Source organism: Streptomyces sp. CWNU-52B (genome assembly GCF_047444975.1).
Taxonomy (GTDB): domain Bacteria; phylum Actinomycetota; class Actinomycetes; order Streptomycetales; family Streptomycetaceae; genus Streptomyces.
Genome location: NZ_JBLFJV010000013.1, coordinates 19,903 through 38,371 on the forward strand (window position 1 = coordinate 19,903; position 18,469 = coordinate 38,371).

Sequence of the window (18,469 nt, forward strand, 5' to 3'; positions counted from 1 at the left end):
GGGGGTGCGCCCCCATGGTGTCCGTCCCCCGACGGCTTGTCGCACACGATCTTCGTAGCTCCTTTCGAGACCCTAGCGGGGCGAAGATGGGGATGAGGCGGGATTACGCAACTGGAGGCTTGAGTGCAGGTGGGGCAGGGGCCGGTAGTTGATTCTGTACCCGAGGATCGGCCCGCGCGGCGCGTCCTCCGTGACGAGACGCTGCTCGTGCTGGGGGTCTCGCTCGGGGCGAGCGGGGTCTCCGCGCTGATCAGCTTTGTCGGCTCGGTCACCAGGCCGGGAGGGCTGAAGGACCAGGCGGCCACGCTCAACGCCTCGGCCGCCCCGGGCCGTCCCTGGCTCGATCTGGCATGGCAGCTGTTCGGTATCGCGTCCGCGCTGGTGCCGGTCGCACTCGTCGCGCACTTCCTGCTCCGTGAGGGCAAGGGGCTGCGCACGCTGGGATTCGACCGTACGCGCCCCTGGTTCGATCTCGCCCGGGGCGCCGGCATCGCCGCGGTCATCGGCAGCTCGGGCATCGCCTTCTACCTGGCGGCCCGCGGGCTCGGGTTCAACCTCACCGTGGTGCCCGAGGCGCTGCCCGAGGTGTGGTGGAAGTACCCGGTGCTGATCCTCTCCGCGCTCCAGAACTCGGTCCTGGAGGAGGTCATCGTCGTCGGGTATCTGCTGCGCAGGCTCGGCCAGTTGGGCTGGACACCGCTCACGGCCCTGGTGGCCAGTTCGGTGCTGCGCGGCTCGTACCACCTCTACCAGGGCATCGGCGGGTTCGTCGGCAACATGGTGATGGGCGTGGTCTTCGCCTTCCTGTACCGCCGCTGGGGCCGGATCGGGCCGCTGGTGGTCGCCCACTCGCTGCTCGACATCGGGGCGTTCGTGGGATACGCGCTGCTGGCGGGCAAGGTGGGGTGGCTGCCCACCGCGTGAGCCGCTCGGTGTCGGTCCGCGTGGGCCGCCCGGTCCTGGGCCGCGCCCGGCGCGCGTCGCTCCTCACACGAGGAGATCGCCCTCGATCACGGTGACCGCGCGGCCGGAGAGCAGGGTGCGCTCGCCGCGCAGTCGTGTGCGGACCCGGCCGGAACGCCGTGAGGCCTGGAGCCCGGTGAGATCCGTACGCCCGAGGCGCTCCGACCAGAACGGCGCGAGGGCGGTGTGCGCGCTGCCGGTGACCGGGTCCTCGTCGATGCCGTAGTTCGGGAAGAAGCAGCGGGAGACGAAGTCGTAGCCCCGGGAGGGGTCTTCGGCGCGGGCCGTGGCGATGATGCCGCGCTCGGAGTAGCGGCCGAGGGACACGAGGTCGGGGGCCAGGTCCAGGACGCTCTTCTCGTCGGCGAGTTCGACGAGCAGGTCGCCGATGTTCGGGCCGGTGTCGTACGTGGTCAGCGGCTCGGCGCCCAGGGCCCGCGCGACGCCCTGCGGGATGTCGACCGCGGTGAGCGGGGCGGTCGGGAAGTCCATCGTGATGGAGCCGTCGTCGAGCGCGGTCGCGGTGAGCACGCCGCTCCTGGTGGCGAACCGTACGCGCCCCTGGGCGGCCCCGGTGGTGGCCAGCACGTGCGCGGTGGCGAGTGTCGCGTGGCCGCACATCGCGACCTCGGCGACGGGCGTGAACCAGCGGAGCGCCCAGTCGGCCTCGCCGCCCTCCGGGAGCCGGTGGGCGAACGCCGTCTCGGCGTGGTTCACCTCCAGGGCCACGTTCTGCAGCCAGGCGTCGTCCGGGAAGGCCGCCGTGGACGTCGAGTCCGCGGCGGTGGCCGTGGGGGCGTCGAGGAGGAGGACCCCGGCCGGGTTGCCGGCGAAGGGGCGGTCGGTGAAGGCGTCGACGATACGAATCCGCATGCCCCGGACGGTAGACGCTGGTCCGGGGCGTGGGCCAAGGCCAATCCGGGGTCGGTGGACTCGGGTCTTGTCAGGCGAGCTATTCCGATATATCGTTGACGCATCGCGACAGATCAACGATGGAATGGAGTGATGGCGATGCGTTCCCATGGAGAGGAATACGGACCGGGCGGCTTCGGCCCCGGTCACGGACATGGTCACGGACGAGGCCGGGGTGGCCCCGGCGGCGGCCGCGGCGGTCACGGTGGCCCTGACAGGGGTGCCTTCGAGGGGCTGCGCGCGGCCTTCGGGCCCTTCGGACCCGGCTTCGGCGGTCCGGGTCCCGGTGGCGGTCCCGGCTTCGGTCCGGGTCCCTGGGGTGGACGCGGAGGCCGTGGCGGACCGCGTGGCAGGGCGCGGCGCGGCGACGTACGCGCGTCGATCCTGGCCCTGCTCAAGGACCGGCCCATGCACGGCTACGAGATGATCCAGGAGATCGCCGAGCGTAGCGGCGGGGCGTGGAAGCCCAGCCCCGGCTCGGTGTACCCCACCTTGCAACTGCTGGAGGACGAAGGTCTGATCAGCAACGCGACCGAGGGCGGCAAGAAGCTGTTCTCGCTGACCGAAGCGGGTGACGCCGCGGCCGAGGAGGGTCCGGATGCGCCCTGGGAGGACGCGGGGCGCGGGGTCGACTGGGAGGCGCTGAGTGACATCCGGCAGGCCGGCTTCGGTCTGATGGAGGCGTTCGGGCAGGTCTGGAAGACCGGCAGCAAGGAGCAGCGCGAGAAGGCGCTGTCCCTCGTCAACGAGACGCGCAAGAAGCTGTATCTGATCCTCGCCGACGAGGACTGATGGCTCACGTGGCCCAGCGGGCCGCGAGAGTGCGACGAGGAGGGTGCTTCGACCGCGAAGCACCCTCCTTCGTCTCTGCCCGGGGCGTCGCTCCGTCTAGGTCACCAGCCCGCCCAGTTTGCGCAGGGACTCGTTGAGGGCCGCCGTTGCCGAGTCCTTCAGCTTGCCCGCCATCAGGGAGACGGCGGCGCCGGTGAACTCGCCGTCGATGCGGACCGTGGTGGCCTCCCCCTCGGGGATCAGTGTGTAGCGCGTGGCGACGGTCACGGACATCGGGCCCTTGCCGCGGATCGCGAACGTACGCGCCGTCTCCAGCTCCTCGATGGTCCAGGTGACCTCGGCGGGGAAACCCATGAGTTTCATGTTCTCCTCGAAGGTGCCCCCGACCTCCAGGTTCTCGGGGCCGCCCTTCGGGAAGCTGGTGTGGGTGGAGTTCCACTCGCTGTGCGAGGAGAAGTCGGTGAGTTGCGCCCAGACCTTCTCGGCGGGCGCCTCGATCCGTGCTTCCGCGCTGACTTCGGCCATGCGGCCCCCTCGTCTCGGGCGCTGCGCGGGGCGCAGCTGGCTACGGTGTCGCGGAACGTAGCCGCCGTGGCCTGAATATTCAATACTGATGAACTGTCAGGAAGTCCGGGACGGAGGCGTATCGAAGGCGCATCGGAGGCGCATCTGAGGGGCGCGAACGCGTGAGGCGTACCGGGCGATTGCGGTGCGCGCCCCTGAGTCGGATACGGCGCGATGTCATCCGTAAGGAGGAGGAGCCGGACACCGACCCCCAACCTGTGTCGGACGTGAAGATGCTTCCCCGCGAGGATGACCGGGTGGGGGGCGACTGATGGGGTGGGAGGGTGCAACACCGTATCCCCCATCAGCAGGCCGCCGAGAGCGGCCCGGTCGGCCCCGGCGGCGCGGACATCGAGGCCCACCTCAGCGCGCAACTGGCGGCGGTGGTCGCCGGTGCGCGCAGACGGGCCCTGCGGGACGGGGACCGGCAGATCGACACGGCTCATCTGCTGCACACGCTCCTGGAGTCCGACCCCGAGGTGCGCGAGACCTTCGAGAGCGGTCCGCAGGTCGCCCGGCTGCTCGGCTACCTCGTCCAGCGCAGCATCGGCTACGGGCTCCGATGGCAGAGCTCCGTCGAGGACTCGGGTGCCGTGCCGACCGTGACGGTGGACGCGACCGAAGGGGGCTGGTCGCCGGTGGCGGCCGGCGTCATGGCGGCCGCGTACGCGCGCGCCGCGCTGCGGGGCGACCCGCACGCGGACGGGGTGGACCTGCTCGCCGCGCTCGCCGCCGAACCCGAGGCGCGGGCCGTGGAGGTACTGGGCCGCGCGGGGATCGACGTGCGGGAACTGCTGGCGCGCCTGGACGGGGCGGCGGAGCGGGGCGTCGAGGCCTGAGGCACCGCGGGCCCGCGGCGCCGTCGGGGCGCGGTCCGTCCAGTCGTCGAGACAGGTGTGAACAAGGATGACGCTCATGTCGTCGCCTGTCATCATGTGCCGGTGCATACGTCACAGAGCAGTCAGGGAACCGGCGGGAGAGGCATCGGCATCGGGCTCGCGCTCGGCTCGGCGGTCGCCTTCGGGGGATCCGGCGTCGCCGCCAAGCCGTTGATCGAGGCGGGTCTCGACCCCCTGCACGTGGTGTGGCTGCGGGTCGCGGGCGCCGCACTGGTCATGCTGCCGCTGGCCGTACGCCACCGGAGCCTGGTGCGTCGGCGCCCCGCCCTGCTCGCCGGCTTCGGGCTGCTGGCCGTCGCCGGGGTCCAGGCCTGCTACTTCGCCTCGATCTCCCGGATACCCGTCGGGGTCGCGCTGCTCGTCGAGTATCTGGCGCCGGCGCTGGTCCTCGGGTGGGTGCGGTTCGTGCAGCGCCGGGCCGTCACCCGTGCCGCGGCCCTCGGAGTGGTCCTCGCCGTCGGTGGTCTGGCCTGTGTCGTCGAGGTGTGGACGGGCCTGAGCTTCGATCTGCTCGGGCTGCTGCTCGCGCTCGGCGCTGCCTGCTGCCAGGTCGGCTACTTCGTCCTGTCCGACCAGGGCGGCGACGCGGGCGAGGAGGCGCCGGCCCCGCTCGGCGTCGTCGCGTACGGGCTGCTCGTCGGTGTGCTCGTCCTGACGGTCGTGGCGCGGCCGTGGGGCATGGACTGGTCGGTCCTCGCGGGCGGCGCGGACCTGGACGGCACGTCCGTCGCGGCCTCGCTGCTGCTGGGCTGGATCGTGCTGATCGCGACCGTCGTCGCCTACGTGACCGGGGTCCTGGCGGTGCGCAGGCTCTCGCCCCAGGTGGCCGGGGTCGTGGCGTGTCTGGAGGCGGTCATCGCGACCGTGCTCGCCTGGGTCCTGCTCGGGGAGCACCTCTCGGCGCCCCAGATCATCGGCGGGGCGGTGGTGCTGTGCGGGGCGTTCATCGCGCAGACGTCCGCACCGGTGAAGGGTTCGCCGACGCCGGTGGCCCGTGGCGCGGCGGACGCCGAGAGGGAGCTGTCCGGGCGCGGAACCGCCGTCCGGACGGACCACCGGGCGGAGAGCTCGTGAGCCCGCGGGGATCGTGAGCCTCAGAGAGCCGTGAGGTAGTCGGGGACCTCGATGCCGGGAGCCAGGTCGTCCGCGGGCACGGGGGTCCCGTGGCTCGTGCGCAGGGGGAGGACTCCGGTCCAGTGGGGCAGGCCGAGGTCCTCGGGCTCGTCGTTCGGGCCGCCGGTGCGCACCTTGGCCGAGACCTCGTCGAGGTCGAGGCGCAGCACGGTGGTGGCCGCCAGCTCCTTGGTGTTGGCGGGCCGGGAGTCGGCGGAGCGGCCGGGCACCACGTGGTCGACCAGCGCGTCCAGGGCCTCCCGCTTCTCGTCCGGGTCGGTCACCTGGCGCGCCACCGCGTGCACCACCACCGAGCGGTAGTTGAGCGAGTGGTGGAAGGCGGAGCGGGCCAGCACCAGCCCGTCGACGTGTGTGACCGTGAGGCAGACCGGCAGGCCGGGGTCGGTCTGCCCGGCCATCCGCAGCGGGCGTGAACCCGTCGAGCCGTGCACGTAGAGCCGCTCGCCGACCCGTGCGTACAGCGTGGGCAGCACGACCGGCAGTCCGTCCCGGACGAACCCGAGATGGCACACGTATCCCTCGTCGAGGATCGAGTGGACCTGCTCGTGGTCGTACGCGGCGCGTTCCCGGGAGCGGGCGGGGACGGTGCGGTCGGTCGGGGTGTAGGCGGCGGGGCTCGGGGCGGCCGTCTCGGTCATGAGGCTCTCCAGGTCGGTCGTGTCCACCTTGCGCGGTGTATTGCACTAGTGCATACTCTGCTTTGTGCTAGGAGAGTATCGGATCGAAGGGCGACGCGCAGCCGAGATCGCGGCCAGTGTCGAGCGCGCGGTGGGTTCCGGAGAGCTGGAGCCCGGTCAATTGCTGCCACCGATGCGGGAGTTGGCGACCCGACTTGAGGTGAATCCCAACACCGTCGCGGCCGCCTATCGCACGCTGCGCGAACGCGGGGTCATCGAGACCGCGGGCCGGCGCGGCAGCCGCGTCCGCTCCAAGCCGGTGACGACCGCACGCGAGCTGTCCCGTCTGGAGGTCCCTCCGGGCGTACGGAACCTGTCCGACGGCAACCCGGACCCGGCGCTGCTGCCCTCGCTCGTCGAGGCGTTCACGGCGGCCGCGGAGATCTCGGACCGTGCGCCGGGGCTCTACGGAGAGGCCGCCGTGGAACCGGACCTGGCGCGGCTCGCCCGCGCGGACCTGGACGCGGACGGGGTACCGGACGGGCCGGTCGTGGTCACCTCGGGGTCCCTCGACGCCATCGAGCGGGTACTGGCCGCGCATCTGCGGCCCGGTGACACGGTCGCCGTGGAGGATCCCGGCTGGCACAGCGTGCTCGACCTGGTCCCGGCCCTCGGGCTGCGGGCCGTTCCCGTCGGCGTCGACCCGGAGGGCCCGCTGCCCGACGGCGTACGGGCCGCGCTGGACGCCGGGGCGCGGGCGCTGATCGTCACGGACCGGGCGCAGAACCCGACCGGCGCCGCACTGAGCGCCGCACGCGCGCGTGAACTGCGCGCCGTGCTGGGGAAGTATCCGCAGACCCTGCTCATCGAGGACGACCACGGGCATCGCATCGTCGACCTGCCGCTGTGTCCGCTGGCCGGTACGACCCGGCACTGGGCGTTCACGCGCTCGGCGGCCAAGGCGTACGGGCCCGATCTGCGCCTCGCGGTGCTCACCGGCGACGCCGTCACCATGGACCGGGTCCAGGGGCGGCAGCGGCTGGGCCCCGGCTGGGTGAGCCGGCTGCTCCAGCGGGCCGTGGTACGGCTGTGGTCGAGCGAGGCGGTGGACACCCGGGCCGTGGCGCTGACCTACCGGCGGCGCCGGGACGCGCTGATCGGCGCGCTCGCGGAGCGCGGCATCGAGGCGTACGGGCGCAGCGGCATGAACGTGTGGGTGCCCGTCCCGGACGAGACCGGGGCCGTCGCGCGGCTGCTGCACTCCGGCTGGGCCGTGGCGCCGGGTGCCCGCTTCCGGATGAGCGCGCCGCCCGGACTGCGGATCACCGTCTCGACCCTCGGCCCGGACGAGGCCGGGGCGGTGGCGGAGGCGATCGCCGCGGCCGTGGGACCGGCGCCCGCCCGGCGTTACGTCTGATCCGCCGCCGACGACGGGCCGGAGGGGGACGGCTTCGGCAGAGGCACCCCGGTCGGTGACGACCTGGGCCGGGACTGGGTGAGCGCCGCGCCCGCCAGTACGACGACGGCGCCCACCGGTGTCGACCAGGTCAGCGACTCGCCGAGGATCGCCACGCCCGCCGCGGTGGCGATGACGGGGATGAAGTACGTGACCGTCTGGGCCGTGGTCGGGCCGACCTCGGAGACCAGGCCGTACTGGATGAGCATGGCGAAACCCGTGCCGAGGGCGCCCAGCGCGATCACCGCGAGCAGCGGCACGAGCGCGAAGCGGGTCGGCGCCGAGGTGAACAGTGGTGTGACGACGGCCAGTTGCACCGTCGCGAGCAACAACTGCGTCCCGGTCAGGGAGAGGTTGGAATGGCTGGAGCCGGCCAGCGTGCGGCGTACGTAGATCCAGCCGATCGGGTAGCTGAGCGAGGCCAGCAGCGCCAGCGAGGTGCCCGCGGCGTCCAGGCCGTGGAAGCCCTGCCAGGCACCGAGCACCGTGAGTACGCCGAGGAACCCGATGCCGAGGCCGGCCACCCGGCGGCGGGTGGGCCGGTCCTCGGAGAGGGCGACCATCGACAGGGCCATGCCCCACAGGGGTGAGGTCGCGTTGCAGATCCCCGCGAGCGTGGACGGGATCGTGAGCTCGGAGTAGGCGAACAGGGAGAACGGCAGGGCGTTGAGGAAGAAGGCCGCGACCGTCAGATGCCCCCAGGTGCGCACTCCGCGCGGCAGGCGCTCACGCTTCCAGACCATCGCGGCGGCGAGCACCAGCGTGCCGAACAGCAGTCGGCCGAGCGTCACTTGGAAAGGCGCGTAGCCGTCCGTGCCCACCTTGATCAGGAGGAAGCTGAAACCCCAGACGAGGGACAGGGCGCCGAAGCGGAGCCGCCAGTCGAGAGCCGGCCTGGACCGGGACCTGGACCGGTCCCCGGCGCCACCGGGCGAGGCGTCGGCTGGGGAGACGCGCGGGGAGCTGGGAGGGGAAGAGGGAGAGGAAGGGGAAGGGGAAGGGGAAGGGGAAGGGGAAGCGGGGGAGGTGCGGGGCTCGGTCGGGGCGCTCATGTGTCTCACGATGACGGAGGGCGACCTCGTAGGACAAGCGAGATTTTGCGCCGGGTATCTCGTAGAATCGCTTACATGTTGAGCCTGGAACGCCTGCGCACTCTCGACGCCCTCGCCCGCCACGGGTCGGTCAGCGGCGCGGCCGACGGGCTGCATGTGACGACGTCGGCCGTCTCCCAGCAGATGTCCAAGCTGGAGCGGGAAGTGGGCCAGCAACTGCTCGCCAAGAACGGTCGGGGCGTGCGGCTCACCGACGCCGGACGGCTGCTCGCCGACCACGCCGCGCGCATCCTGTCCCAGGTCGAGCTGGCCCAGTCGGATCTGGAGGCGCAGCGCGGGCAGGTCGTGGGGGAACTGCGGCTGTCCGCGTTCCCGACGGCGGCGCGCGGGCTGTTCCCCGTGGCCCTGGCCGCACTGCGCGCCGAACATCCCGGACTGCGCGTCCGCTCACGCGAGTTGGAGCCGGAGGACGGGGTCGCCGGGGTGCTGCGCGGCGACATCGATCTGGCGGTGGTCCTCGACTGGTACAACAAGCCGTTGCCCATGCCCGAGGGGCTGGTCAAGGCCTCGCTCCTGGACGACCCCGTCGACGTGGCGATGCCCGCGGGACACCGCCACGCGGATCGTACGGAGGTGGACCTGGCGGACTTCGCCGACGACGAGTGGATCGCCTGGGAGGAGGGCGAGTTCTGTCACGAGTGGCTGCTCTTCACGCTGCGCGGCAAGGGCATCGAGCCGGTGATAGCCCACCGCGCGGGGGAGCACCACACGCAGCTCGCGCTGGTCGCGGCCGGGCTCGGTGTGTGTGTCGCGCCCAGACTCGGGCGCGGCCCGGTGCCCGCGGGCGTGCGGACGGTCCCGGTGCGGCACCTCGTCACCAGGCATGTGTACGGCGTGTGGCGGGCGGACGCCGACCGCCGCCCGTCGATCAGGGCGGTGGCGCAGGCGCTGCGGACGGCGGGCTCGGCGCACGAGTGACCCGGGCTGTGCCCCGGGTGGCGACGCGGGGCACGGATGCACGGATGCATGGGTGGGTGACACGAGGGGCGTACCCGTGAGCCAGGAGCGCGGCGCCCACGCGCCACGCCCCCGTTGTACGTCACCCCTCCTCCGTCACAGGCCGGCGAGCTTGCGGAAGTCCCATGAAGCCGTCGACTCCGGCGTCAGCCGCATCCAGGCGTGCCTGCCGTCGTGCGGCATCTCCTCCAGGCCGAAGTTCTTGTGCGCGAACAACCGCTCCACCGCGTCGAGTTCGGGGTGCGGTTCGCCCGTGCGCGGCACCTCGCCGACGAACTCGACCGAGCCCGACACCTCGACGCCCCGCAGCTCGCCGTACTCCTCGCCCGCGTCGACCACCACGGCCACCCGCGGATCGCGGCGCAGGTCGGCCCATCGTTTGCTGCGGGTGATCGAGTACAGCCAGAGCGACGTGCCGTCCCAGACGAACCAGAGGGTGCTGACATGCGGAGCGCCGTCCGCGGAGACGGTCGCGACGCGGCAGGTGCGCTGGGTGGTCAGGAACTCGTCCAGCTCGTCGGGCGACATCATGATCTTCCGTCCCCGGCGCTGAGTGGCGGCCATACGGTTCCCTCTTTCTCTGACAACGGGTCAGAAAATCATGGGCCGTCTTCCGTCCGCACGCAATGGTGGCTACGCTCGCCCGCCCCGGCGCCCGGAGAACCGCGGGACCGCTCACGACAGGGGGACGCCATGCCGTCGTACGAAGAGCTCAGAGAACTCCTCGACCCCACGACCACCGTGCTCCTGACCGTCGAGTGTCAGCAGGGTGTCGTCGGCCCGGACAGCGCGCTGCCCGAACTCGCCCGGGAGGCCCGCGCGTCGGGAGCGCTGAGCCGGATCGCCCGCCTGGTGGACGCCGCCCACGAGAGCGGCGTACAGGTGATGCACGCGGTCGCCGAGCGCCGCCCGGACGGCCGCGGCGCGAACCACAACGCCCGGCTCTTCCGCGCCGCCGAACGCCTGCCGGTGCAGCAGTTGGCGGGCAGTACGGCGGTCCGCGTCGCGCCGCCCGTCGAGGTCGCCGCGCAGGACCTCGTCGTACGTCGCCTGCACGGGCTGTCGCCCCTGGCAGGCACCGACGTCGACGCGCTGCTGCGCAACCTGGGCTGCCGCACGCTCGTCGTGACCGGCGTCTCCGCCAACGTGGCCGTGCCCAACACGGTGTTCGACGCCGTGAACCGCGGCTACACCGCCGTGGTCCCCAGGGACGCCATCGCGGGTGTGCCCTCGGACTACACCCCCGCGATGATCCGCAACACGCTCGCCCTGGTGGCCACCGTCACCACCACGGACGACGTGCTGGCCTGCCTCGAACGGCCCCGCCGGGTCAGGCGAGCGTGATGGAGTCCCCGCTCACGGTGATCTTCGCGGCGGTCAGTCCGGCGGTCGCGGGGCCCTTCTCGACGCTGCCGTCCGTGACGCTGAACTGACTGCCGTGGGCCGGGCAGGTGATGAGGCCGTCGGCCACGCTGTTCACGCGCTGCTTCTGGTGCGGGCACACCGTCGAGAAGGCCTTGAACTCCCCGGCCGTCGGCTGGGTCACCACCACGGACTGGTCCGCGAAGACCTTCCCGCCGCCCTCGGGAATGTCGGTGGTCTTGGCCAGGGCCCCACCGCCCGCGGAGCCGGTCGAGGCATCGGACGAGCCGGACGAGTCGTCGTCGGAGGCCCCGCACGCGGTCAGCGCGGCGGCGATACCGACGCCGCCCAGTGCCGCCAGGACGGTGCGACGACAGAGTGCCGGCGCGGGCTGAAGTGATTCGCTGGACATAGTGGCGGTCCCTTCCACAGATGTGCAGACGTACGGATGTGCGTATGCGTGAATGCGTGATGGTGCGAGCGCGCACGTACGTGGGCGCGTTTTTGCGTGGATGTGCGTCGATCCGACAAGGGGTACGGGCACGTCACCCGGGTGGTTCAGAGGGTCCGGAGATCGAGCGACTTCTTGATGAAATCGAGATCCATTCGGAGCAGGGTGTCTATCACGCCTTCCTGTGTCACCAGGTGGGTCGCGCCCGCGAGCGGGAGCACGGTGTGCGGCCGGCCCGCCGCGAGCAGCGCCGCGGAGAACCGCAGCATGTGTGCGGGTGCCACATTGTCGTCGACCGTCCCGTGGACGAGCATCAAGGGGCGCGTGAGCTTGTGGGCGTGCGCCACCAGGGAGGACCGATCGTAGTGGTCCGGCTGCACGTCGGGGTGCCCGAGGAACCGCTCCTTCCAGTGCGTGTCGTACAGCCGCATGTCGGTGGGTGCCGCGCCCGCGACGGCCGCGTGGAACACATCGGGCCGGTGCAGCACGGCCCCGGCCGCCAGATAACCGCCGAAGGACCAGCCGCGGATGGCCACCCGGCCCGTGTCCAGCTCCGGGAAGAGCTCCGCCGCCGCGCGTACGGCGTCGGCCTGGTCCTCGATCACCGGGGTCAGCTGGTCGCCGTGGACGGCCGTCTCCCAGGCCCGGTCGCGCCCCGGGGTGCCGCGCCCGTCGACCGACAGGACGGCGAAGCCCTGGTCGGCGAACCACTGGTTCACGGCGTGGTGCCACATGGCCGCCTTCACCACTGTCAGCATGCCCGGCCCGGAGTACGAGTGGACGATGACGGGCAGGCGCTCCGCGCCGGGCCCCTGCGACCTGGGCTCGTACGCCTCCGGGTGGTGGGACTCCGGTTCGTGCGACCGGGGGAGGTACAGCGCCGCGCGCAGTTCGCGCTCGCCGAGCGTCAGGAAGCGCGGGCGCGGCCGGGTCACCGGCTGCTCGGCCAGCACCTGGATCCGCCCGGCAGGGGCGCCGTCCCGCAGCACCGTCACCGTCCGCCCGTCGAGCGTCGAGCTGTCCAGCACGACGGTGCCGCCGCCGACGGCGCCGTGGTGCACGCCCGGTTCGTCGGTCAGCCGGGTGAAGCCGTGTTCGGCGTCGTACGACCAGACGTGTGCCTCGGTCGGCTCCTCGGCGGCCATGAAATAGAGCCGGTCGCCCGCCGTCCCGAGCAGTTCGTGGACGTACATGCCCTCCGGTGTCCGCACGCCGGTCGCTGCCATCAGCAGTCCTCGGGAGCCCTCCTGGGTGGTGAGGACGAAACCGGTGCCCGGGGTGGAGACGGGTGTTCCGGGGACGAACTCCAGCCAGGCGGGGTCCGTGAGGTGGTGCAGCGTCGAGGTCGCCCCGGTCGCCGGGTCGAGGTCCAGCAGATACGCCGACCGCTGGTCCCGGGTCTGTACGAGGGCGACGGGTCCGCGCTCGCCCCAGTCGGCGTACGCGATGTACTCGAAGGCCGGGTCGGTCCACTCGCCGCCGGGGTGGGACTCGGCCTCCTTGGGGAGTGCCACGTCGACGCGGGCGCCGTCCAGGCCCACGATGTGCAGGGACAGCCACGGGTTGGCCGTGCCCGCGGCCGGGTAGCGGACGGCGCGCGGCGGACGCTCGGGGTACGTCGGGTCGCTGATGTACCACTGCTGGACCGGCGTGTCGTCGACCCGGACCACCAGCAGCGCGTCACCTTCCGGGGACCACCAGAAGGACCCCGCCCGGTCCACCGACTCGGCCGACACGTGGTCCGGGAGCCCGTACGTGACCTCCGGGCCCTCCGGCTCGGCCAGCGCGCGGTCGCCGGTGCCGTCAACGCGCACGACACGCAGGGCACCCTCGCTGACGTACGCGATGTGGGTGCCGTCGGGACTGGGGCGCGGAGTGACGGCCAGGCCCGCCGTGGCGATCCGGCGGGGGGTGCCCTCGTCCGTGCGCAGGACCCACAGGGCGCCCGAGAGCGCGAACGCGACCAGACGGGCGGCCGCGTCGGTGGCGTACGAGACGATTCCGGTGCTCGACTCGCGGGCCCGTTCCCGGCGGATCCGCTCGGCCTCGGGGACCTCGCCGTTCGCGTCGGTCTCGTCGGTCGCGTCGTTCCCGCCGAGCGAGCGCGGGTCCGCGAGCAGCCGTTCCCCGCCGTTCTCGTAGAGCCAGAGCAGGCTCGTGGTGGAGCGGCCGTTCTCGGTGCGCAGGAACAGCACGCGGTCGCCGTCGGGCGAGACGGTGAAGCCGCGCGGCACACCGAGGGAGAAGCGCTTGGTGCGGGCGAACTGCAGGGGCAGGTCCTCTGCGGTCACGGGTGATCCCTTCGTGTCGGTGGATGTGTCGGTGGATGTGTCGACGGACGTGCCGGTGGACGTGTCGGTGGACGGGGAACGCCCCAGTAACCTGGGGCGATGCTCAAGCAAGTCAGCGCGACCCGCTACATCACGCCCATGCGTGAAGGCGGCTCGCTGCCGGGGCTCGTCGAGGCGGACGATCTCCGAACGTATGTCATGAAGTTCTCCGGCGCCGGGCAGGGGAGAAAGACCCTCGTCGCGGAGGTGGTCTGCGGCGGCCTCGCCCGCCGCCTGGGCCTGCGCGTACCGGAACTGGTCGTGATCGGGCTCGATCCGGTCATCGGACTGGGCGAACCGGACCAGCAGGTACAGGAGTTGCTCAAGTCGAGCGGCGGGCCCAACCTCGGGACGGACTTCCTCTCCCGGGCGATCGGCTTCGACTCCCTCGCGCACCGGGTGAGCCCCGAAGAGGCCGGGAAGGTCGTCTGGTTCGACGCGCTGGTCAACAATGTAGACCGGTCGTGGCGGAACCCCAACATGCTGATGCGAGGCGGCGACCTGTGGCTCATCGACCACGGCGCCACCATGATCTGGCACCACAACTGGCCCGGCGTACAGGTCTCCGCCGCCAAGCCGTACGACGCCACGGACCACGCGCTCGCACCCTTCACCCCCGACATCTCGGCCGCCGCCGAGGAGTTGGGGCCGCGTGTCACCGAGGAACTGCTCGCCGACGTGACCGCCGAGATCCCCGAGGAGTGGCTGACGGGTGAACCTGGGTTCGACTCCGCCGACGCGCTCCGGCGCGCGTACGCGGAGCCGCTCCTCGCGCGGGCCGCCACCGTCCACGAGCGCATCCGTGTCCAGGAGGGGCCGAAGTGAGCGAGCGCGCAGGACAGGACAGCCGCGACGTCCGTGACGTCTACGAGTACGCGCTGCTGCGGGTCGTGCCGCGCGTCGAGCGCGGGGAGTGCTTCAACGCGGGGGTGCTCGTGTACTGCCGTGCGAAGACCTTCGTGGCCGCGCGGACCCACCTCGACGAGACCAAGCTGCTCGCCCTGGACCCGGCGGCGGACGCGGCGGCCGTGCGGGACGCCCTGCGGGCCGTCGAGAGGATCTGTGCCGGGGGCGCGGCCGCCGGGCAGGCCGCGGGCGACGACGCGGGGCGGCGCTTTCGCTGGCTGATCGCACCCCGCTCCACGATCGTGCAGCCGGGGCCCGTCCACACCGGTCTCACGGCGGATCCCGGGGCCGAGCTCGCACGGTTGCTCGACCTGCTGGTCACGTAGTGGATCAGCCGCTGGTCAGGTGAGGGATCACCGGCGCGCCAGGTAATGGATCACATGGCCGTGGTTAGCCGTTGACACTGGGTGCCAAGGCTTCTAGCGTCTGGTCTGCTGAAGGTACTAAGCGGTCGCTCACCGGAGGGGTGGACCGCTTCCCCAAGGGCGAGGAGACCAGGAATGTCCACCACTGAGCAGCGCGTCGCCGTAGTCACCGGTGCCGCGCGCGGCATCGGCGCCGCGACCGCCGTACGACTGGCCGCCGAGGGCCGTGCCGTCGCGGTGATCGACCTCGACGAGGCCGCGTGCAAGGACACCGTGGAGAAGATCACCGCCGCCGGTGGCAAGGCGATCGCGGTGGGCTGCGACGTCTCCGACGAGGCGCAGGTCGAGGCCGCCGTGGCGCGGGTCGCCCAGGAGCTCGGCGCGCCGACGATCCTGGTGAACAATGCGGGCGTGCTCCGCGACAACCTGCTGTTCAAGATGAGCGTGTCCGACTGGGACACGGTCCTGAACGTGCACCTGCGCGGCTCCTTCCTGGTGACGCGGGCCGTCCAGAAGTACATGGTGGAAGCGAAGTTCGGCCGGGTCGTCAACCTCTCCTCGTCCTCGGCGCTCGGCAACCGCGGCCAGGTCAACTACTCCGCCGCCAAGGCCGGTCTGCAGGGCTTCACCAAGACCCTCGCGTTCGAGCTCGGCAAGTTCGGTGTCACCGCGAACGCCGTGGCGCCCGGCTTCATCGCGACCGACATGACCGCGGCCACCGCCGAGCGGGTCGGCATGGGCTTCGAGGAGTTCAAGGCCGCGGCCGCCACCCAGATCCCGGTCCAGCGTGTGGGCAACCCGGACGACATCGCCAACGCGATCGCCTTCTTCACCGGCGACGACGCCGGATTCGTCTCCGGCCAGGTGCTGTACGTGGCCGGCGGACCGCTCAACTAGGACTGGGGACAAGGGACATGACCACTGTGGAACTCTCGGGCAAGGTCGCCCTCGTCACCGGCGCCAGCCGTGGCATCGGCTACGGCATCGCCGAGGCGCTGCTGGCCCGCGGCGACCGGGTGTGCATCACCGGCCGCAACGAGGACGCGCTGAAGGAGGCCGTCGAGCAGCTCGGCGCCGACCGCGTGATCGGGGTCGCGGGCAAGGCCCACGACGAGGCGCACCAGGCCGTCGCCGTCGAGCGCACCATGGAGGCGTTCGGCCGCGTCGACTTCCTGATCAACAACGCCGGTACGAACCCGGTGTTCGGACCGATGGCCGACCTCGACCTCAACGTGGCGCGGAAGGTGTTCGAGACCAACGTCGTCTCCGCGCTCGGGTTCGCCCAGCGGACGTGGAAGGCGTGGCAGAGCGCGAACGGCGGCGCGATCGTCAACATCGCCTCCCTCGCGGGTGTCTCGGCCTCGCCGTTCATCGGGGCGTACGGCATGAGCAAGGCCGCCATGGTCAACCTGACCCTTCAGCTGGGGCACGAGTTCGCACCCCTGGTGCGGGTCAACGCGATCGCGCCGGCCGTGGTCAAGACCAAGTTCGCGCAGGCCCTGTACGAGGGCCGCGAGGCGGAGGTGGCCGCGGCGTACCCGCTCGGCAGGCTCGGGGTGCCGTCGGACATCGGGGGCGCCGCCGCGTTCCTCACCTCGGAGCAGTCGGACTGGATCACCGGGCAGACGCTCGTGGTCGACGGCGGCATCTTCCTCAACGCGGGCGTGTCCTAGGCGCTGTCGCGGCGGCCGGCCGCTGAGCGGCGCCTTGCGCGGCACGGAATTCGGCGATTTAAACGCTGTGTCGTACACGGGCTTTTCACAGGACTCACGCTCGGAAAATTCGTCCGTTGACGGATATGTTCCGCACAGATTCCAAACAAGAACCGCAGAGCCGAAAATAATCGCGCAGATATCGCACAGATGATGTTCGTGCACGTCAAGTGCCCTGTCGTTGGCCCAGGTCGACGGCGGGGCGCTGCGATATGGTCTCGCCCACCGTGGCAGGGCAGGCACATCGAGGAGCGTGCGCGTGTTGAAGCGGAACCGGTCTCTGCGGAACGTGAACGTGTCGGTGCTCGCGTCCATATCCCTGATCGCCGGATCCCTGGTCGCCGGGTGCGGAGTGCTCTCCTCGGACGACTCCGAGGGGGAGGGCCCGATCGTCGTGGGCACGACCAGCGCGCCCAGCACCCTCGACCCCGCCGCGTCCTGGGACGGCTCCTGGGAGCTGTTCCGCAACATCTACCAGACCCTCCTCAGCTACCCCGCCGGCGCGTCCGCGCCCGAGCCGGACGCCGCCGAGCGCTGCCGCTTCACCGACGCCTCGAAGCGCACGTACAGCTGCGTCCTGCGGGAGGGGATGTCCTTCTCCGACGGGCACGGTCTCGACGCCGAAGCGGTGAAGCACTCCATCGACCGCATCCGGAAGATCGCCGTGGACGGTGGCCCCGCGGGGCTCCTCGGCAGTCTGGAACGGGTCGAGACGAAGGGGGAGCGCGAGGTCGTCTTCCACCTCCACAAGCCCGACGCCACGTTCCCGTTCGTGCTCGCCACACCGGCCATGTCGATCGTCGACCCCGAGGAGTACCCGGCCGACGCCCTGCGCGAGGACGGCAAGGTCACCGGATCGGGGCCGTACCGCCTGAGCTCCTACGAAGAGGGACAGGAAGCCCGGCTCGTCCGCAACGACGAGTACAAGGGCTTCGCCGACCGCAAGAACGGCGCCGTCACCATCCGGTACTTCCAGGGCTCGGACGAGCTGGTCGACGCGCTGAAGAACGGGAAGATCGACGTCACGCTGCGGGGACTCGCGGCCGAGGACATCGTCGCCCTCGACGCCCGGCAGGAGGAGAACGACATCCAGCTGGTGGAGGGCGCGGGCACCGAGATCCGCTACCTGGTCTTCAACCCCAAGGATCCATGGGCGAAGAAGGCCGCGGTCCGCAAGGCCGTCGCGCAGGTCGTCGACCGGCCGACCCTCGCCCACACCATCTACAAGGACACCGTCGAGCCCCTGTACTCCATGGTCCCGCGCGGACTGGCCGGTCACACCACGGGCTTCTTCGACGACTACGGCGGTCCCAGTACGTCCAAGGCCCGGCAGATCCTCCTGGAGGCGGGCATCGCCGAACGGGTGCCGCTCACCCTCTGGTACACGACGGACCGGTACGGCTCCACGACGAAACCGGAGTTCGAGGAGCTCAGGCGGCAGCTCAACGCGACCGGCCTGTTCAGCGTCACCATCAAGGGCCGCCCCTGGAAGACGTACGAGGCGGGGTACCGCAAGGGCGAGTACCCCGTGTTCGGCCGTGGCTGGTTCCCCGACTTCCCGGACGCCGAGAACTTCATCGCGCCGTTCGTGGGGGAGCAGAACGCGCTCGGTACGCCGTACGCGTCCCCCGAGATCACCGATGTGCTGCTGCCCGAGTCCCGCCGTGAGAGCGACCGCGGGGACGTCGCCAGGCAGTTCGAGAAGGCCCAGGACATCCTCGTGGACGACGCGCGGCTGCTGCCGCTGTGGCAGGGCAAGCAGTACGTCGCGGCCAGTGAGGAGATCTCCGGCGTCGAGCGGTCCATCGACCCGTCGACGATCATGCTGGTCTGGGAGCTGGAGCGGAAGACCAGCTGGTAGCGGAACCGGTCCGACCGGTGGGAACGGCGGGGCGATTGTCAGTGGGCGGCGGTAGGTTCTGGGAACCGGAAACGAC

At 71.4% G+C, this 18,469-nt stretch carries 19 protein-coding genes; 12 read left to right on the forward strand and 7 right to left on the reverse strand.

The annotated features are described in order from the left end of the window. Positions 1–123: 123 nt before the first annotated feature. On the forward strand, positions 124–924 hold the full coding sequence (locus ACLVWQ_RS15030) for a CPBP family intramembrane glutamic endopeptidase (protein WP_414109132.1): 801 nt from the start codon (positions 124–126) through the stop codon (positions 922–924). Between the two features lie 63 nt (positions 925–987). On the opposite strand, the gene ACLVWQ_RS15035 is transcribed toward ACLVWQ_RS15030, so the two are convergent. Beyond that, positions 988–1,836, reverse strand: a complete 849-nt coding sequence (locus ACLVWQ_RS15035) for a PhzF family phenazine biosynthesis protein (RefSeq protein ID WP_414109133.1) — start codon at positions 1,834–1,836, stop codon at positions 988–990. A 138-nt stretch (positions 1,837–1,974) separates the two neighbouring features. Between ACLVWQ_RS15035 and ACLVWQ_RS15040 the strand changes: the two genes are divergently transcribed. Continuing rightward, positions 1,975–2,667 (forward strand): PadR family transcriptional regulator, encoded by a 693-nt coding sequence (locus tag ACLVWQ_RS15040; RefSeq protein ID WP_414109134.1) that lies wholly within the window; start codon positions 1,975–1,977, stop codon positions 2,665–2,667. Positions 2,668–2,763: 96 nt separating this feature from the next. Here ACLVWQ_RS15040 and ACLVWQ_RS15045 read toward each other — a convergent pair whose 3' ends face one another. Beyond that, positions 2,764–3,192 (reverse strand): SRPBCC family protein, encoded by a 429-nt coding sequence (locus tag ACLVWQ_RS15045; protein WP_414109135.1) that lies wholly within the window; start codon positions 3,190–3,192, stop codon positions 2,764–2,766. A 323-nt stretch (positions 3,193–3,515) separates the two neighbouring features. On the opposite strand from ACLVWQ_RS15045, the gene ACLVWQ_RS15050 reads away from it, so the two are divergent. Further along, entirely contained in the window at positions 3,516–4,070 is a 555-nt protein-coding gene (locus ACLVWQ_RS15050) for a Clp protease N-terminal domain-containing protein (RefSeq protein WP_414109136.1), read from the forward strand. A gap of 96 nt (positions 4,071–4,166) precedes the next feature. After that, the gene (locus ACLVWQ_RS15055) at positions 4,167–5,204 is read left to right on the forward strand and encodes an EamA family transporter (RefSeq protein WP_414109375.1); all 1,038 of its coding nucleotides are present in this window, start codon (positions 4,167–4,169) and stop codon (positions 5,202–5,204) included. A gap of 20 nt (positions 5,205–5,224) precedes the next feature. On the opposite strand, the gene ACLVWQ_RS15060 is transcribed toward ACLVWQ_RS15055, so the two are convergent. Beyond that, complete coding sequence (locus ACLVWQ_RS15060; RefSeq protein ID WP_414109376.1) at positions 5,225–5,902, reverse strand: pyridoxamine 5'-phosphate oxidase family protein; 678 nt, start codon at positions 5,900–5,902, stop codon at positions 5,225–5,227. 64 nt (positions 5,903–5,966) lie between these two features. Here ACLVWQ_RS15060 and ACLVWQ_RS15065 point away from each other — a divergent pair, with 64 nt between their 5' ends. Beyond that, complete coding sequence (locus ACLVWQ_RS15065; protein WP_414109137.1) at positions 5,967–7,298, forward strand: aminotransferase class I/II-fold pyridoxal phosphate-dependent enzyme; 1,332 nt, start codon at positions 5,967–5,969, stop codon at positions 7,296–7,298. Here the strand turns inward: ACLVWQ_RS15065 and ACLVWQ_RS15070 are convergent. After that, the gene (locus ACLVWQ_RS15070; protein WP_414109139.1) at positions 7,289–8,389 is read right to left on the reverse strand and encodes a DMT family transporter; all 1,101 of its coding nucleotides are present in this window, start codon (positions 8,387–8,389) and stop codon (positions 7,289–7,291) included. The genes ACLVWQ_RS15065 and ACLVWQ_RS15070 overlap by 10 nt on opposite strands. A 75-nt stretch (positions 8,390–8,464) precedes the next feature. On the opposite strand from ACLVWQ_RS15070, the gene ACLVWQ_RS15075 reads away from it, so the two are divergent. Then, a complete protein-coding gene (locus ACLVWQ_RS15075; protein WP_414109140.1) occupies positions 8,465–9,367 on the forward strand; it encodes a LysR family transcriptional regulator in 903 nt (300 codons plus the stop codon). A gap of 135 nt (positions 9,368–9,502) precedes the next feature. Here the strand turns inward: ACLVWQ_RS15075 and ACLVWQ_RS15080 are convergent, their stop codons facing one another. Next, complete coding sequence (locus ACLVWQ_RS15080) at positions 9,503–9,970, reverse strand: pyridoxamine 5'-phosphate oxidase family protein (RefSeq protein WP_414109142.1); 468 nt, start codon at positions 9,968–9,970, stop codon at positions 9,503–9,505. Between the two features lie 129 nt (positions 9,971–10,099). Between ACLVWQ_RS15080 and ACLVWQ_RS15085 the strand changes: the two genes are divergently transcribed. Continuing rightward, positions 10,100–10,750, forward strand: a complete 651-nt coding sequence (locus ACLVWQ_RS15085) for a cysteine hydrolase (protein ID WP_414109143.1) — start codon at positions 10,100–10,102, stop codon at positions 10,748–10,750. On the opposite strand, the gene ACLVWQ_RS15090 is transcribed toward ACLVWQ_RS15085, so the two are convergent. Beyond that, on the reverse strand, positions 10,737–11,180 hold the full coding sequence (locus ACLVWQ_RS15090; RefSeq protein WP_414109145.1) for a Rieske (2Fe-2S) protein: 444 nt from the start codon (positions 11,178–11,180) through the stop codon (positions 10,737–10,739). The genes ACLVWQ_RS15085 and ACLVWQ_RS15090 overlap by 14 nt on opposite strands. A 146-nt stretch (positions 11,181–11,326) precedes the next feature. Beyond that, positions 11,327–13,510, reverse strand: coding sequence for a prolyl oligopeptidase family serine peptidase (locus ACLVWQ_RS15095; protein WP_414109146.1), 2,184 nt, complete (start codon positions 13,508–13,510; stop codon positions 11,327–11,329). 99 nt (positions 13,511–13,609) lie between these two features. On the opposite strand from ACLVWQ_RS15095, the gene ACLVWQ_RS15100 reads away from it, so the two are divergent. The 5 genes from ACLVWQ_RS15100 to ACLVWQ_RS15120 all read left to right on the forward strand — a co-directional run bounded on the left by ACLVWQ_RS15100 (position 13,610) and on the right by ACLVWQ_RS15120 (position 18,393). Continuing rightward, on the forward strand, positions 13,610–14,374 hold the full coding sequence (locus ACLVWQ_RS15100; RefSeq protein ID WP_414109147.1) for a HipA family kinase: 765 nt from the start codon (positions 13,610–13,612) through the stop codon (positions 14,372–14,374). After that, on the forward strand, positions 14,371–14,781 hold the full coding sequence (locus ACLVWQ_RS15105) for a DUF3037 domain-containing protein (protein WP_414109148.1): 411 nt from the start codon (positions 14,371–14,373) through the stop codon (positions 14,779–14,781). The genes ACLVWQ_RS15100 and ACLVWQ_RS15105 overlap by 4 nt, the downstream gene beginning before the upstream one ends. Before the next feature lie 174 nt (positions 14,782–14,955). After that, positions 14,956–15,717 (forward strand): 3-oxoacyl-ACP reductase FabG, encoded by a 762-nt coding sequence (gene fabG / locus ACLVWQ_RS15110; RefSeq protein WP_414109149.1) that lies wholly within the window; start codon positions 14,956–14,958, stop codon positions 15,715–15,717. A 17-nt stretch (positions 15,718–15,734) separates the two neighbouring features. After that, positions 15,735–16,493: an SDR family oxidoreductase gene (locus ACLVWQ_RS15115; RefSeq protein WP_414109150.1), complete on the forward strand. Its 759-nt coding sequence runs from the start codon at positions 15,735–15,737 to the stop codon at positions 16,491–16,493. Between the two features lie 298 nt (positions 16,494–16,791). Continuing rightward, a complete protein-coding gene (locus ACLVWQ_RS15120) occupies positions 16,792–18,393 on the forward strand; it encodes an ABC transporter substrate-binding protein (protein ID WP_414109151.1) in 1,602 nt (533 codons plus the stop codon). Positions 18,394–18,469 lie beyond the last annotated feature (76 nt).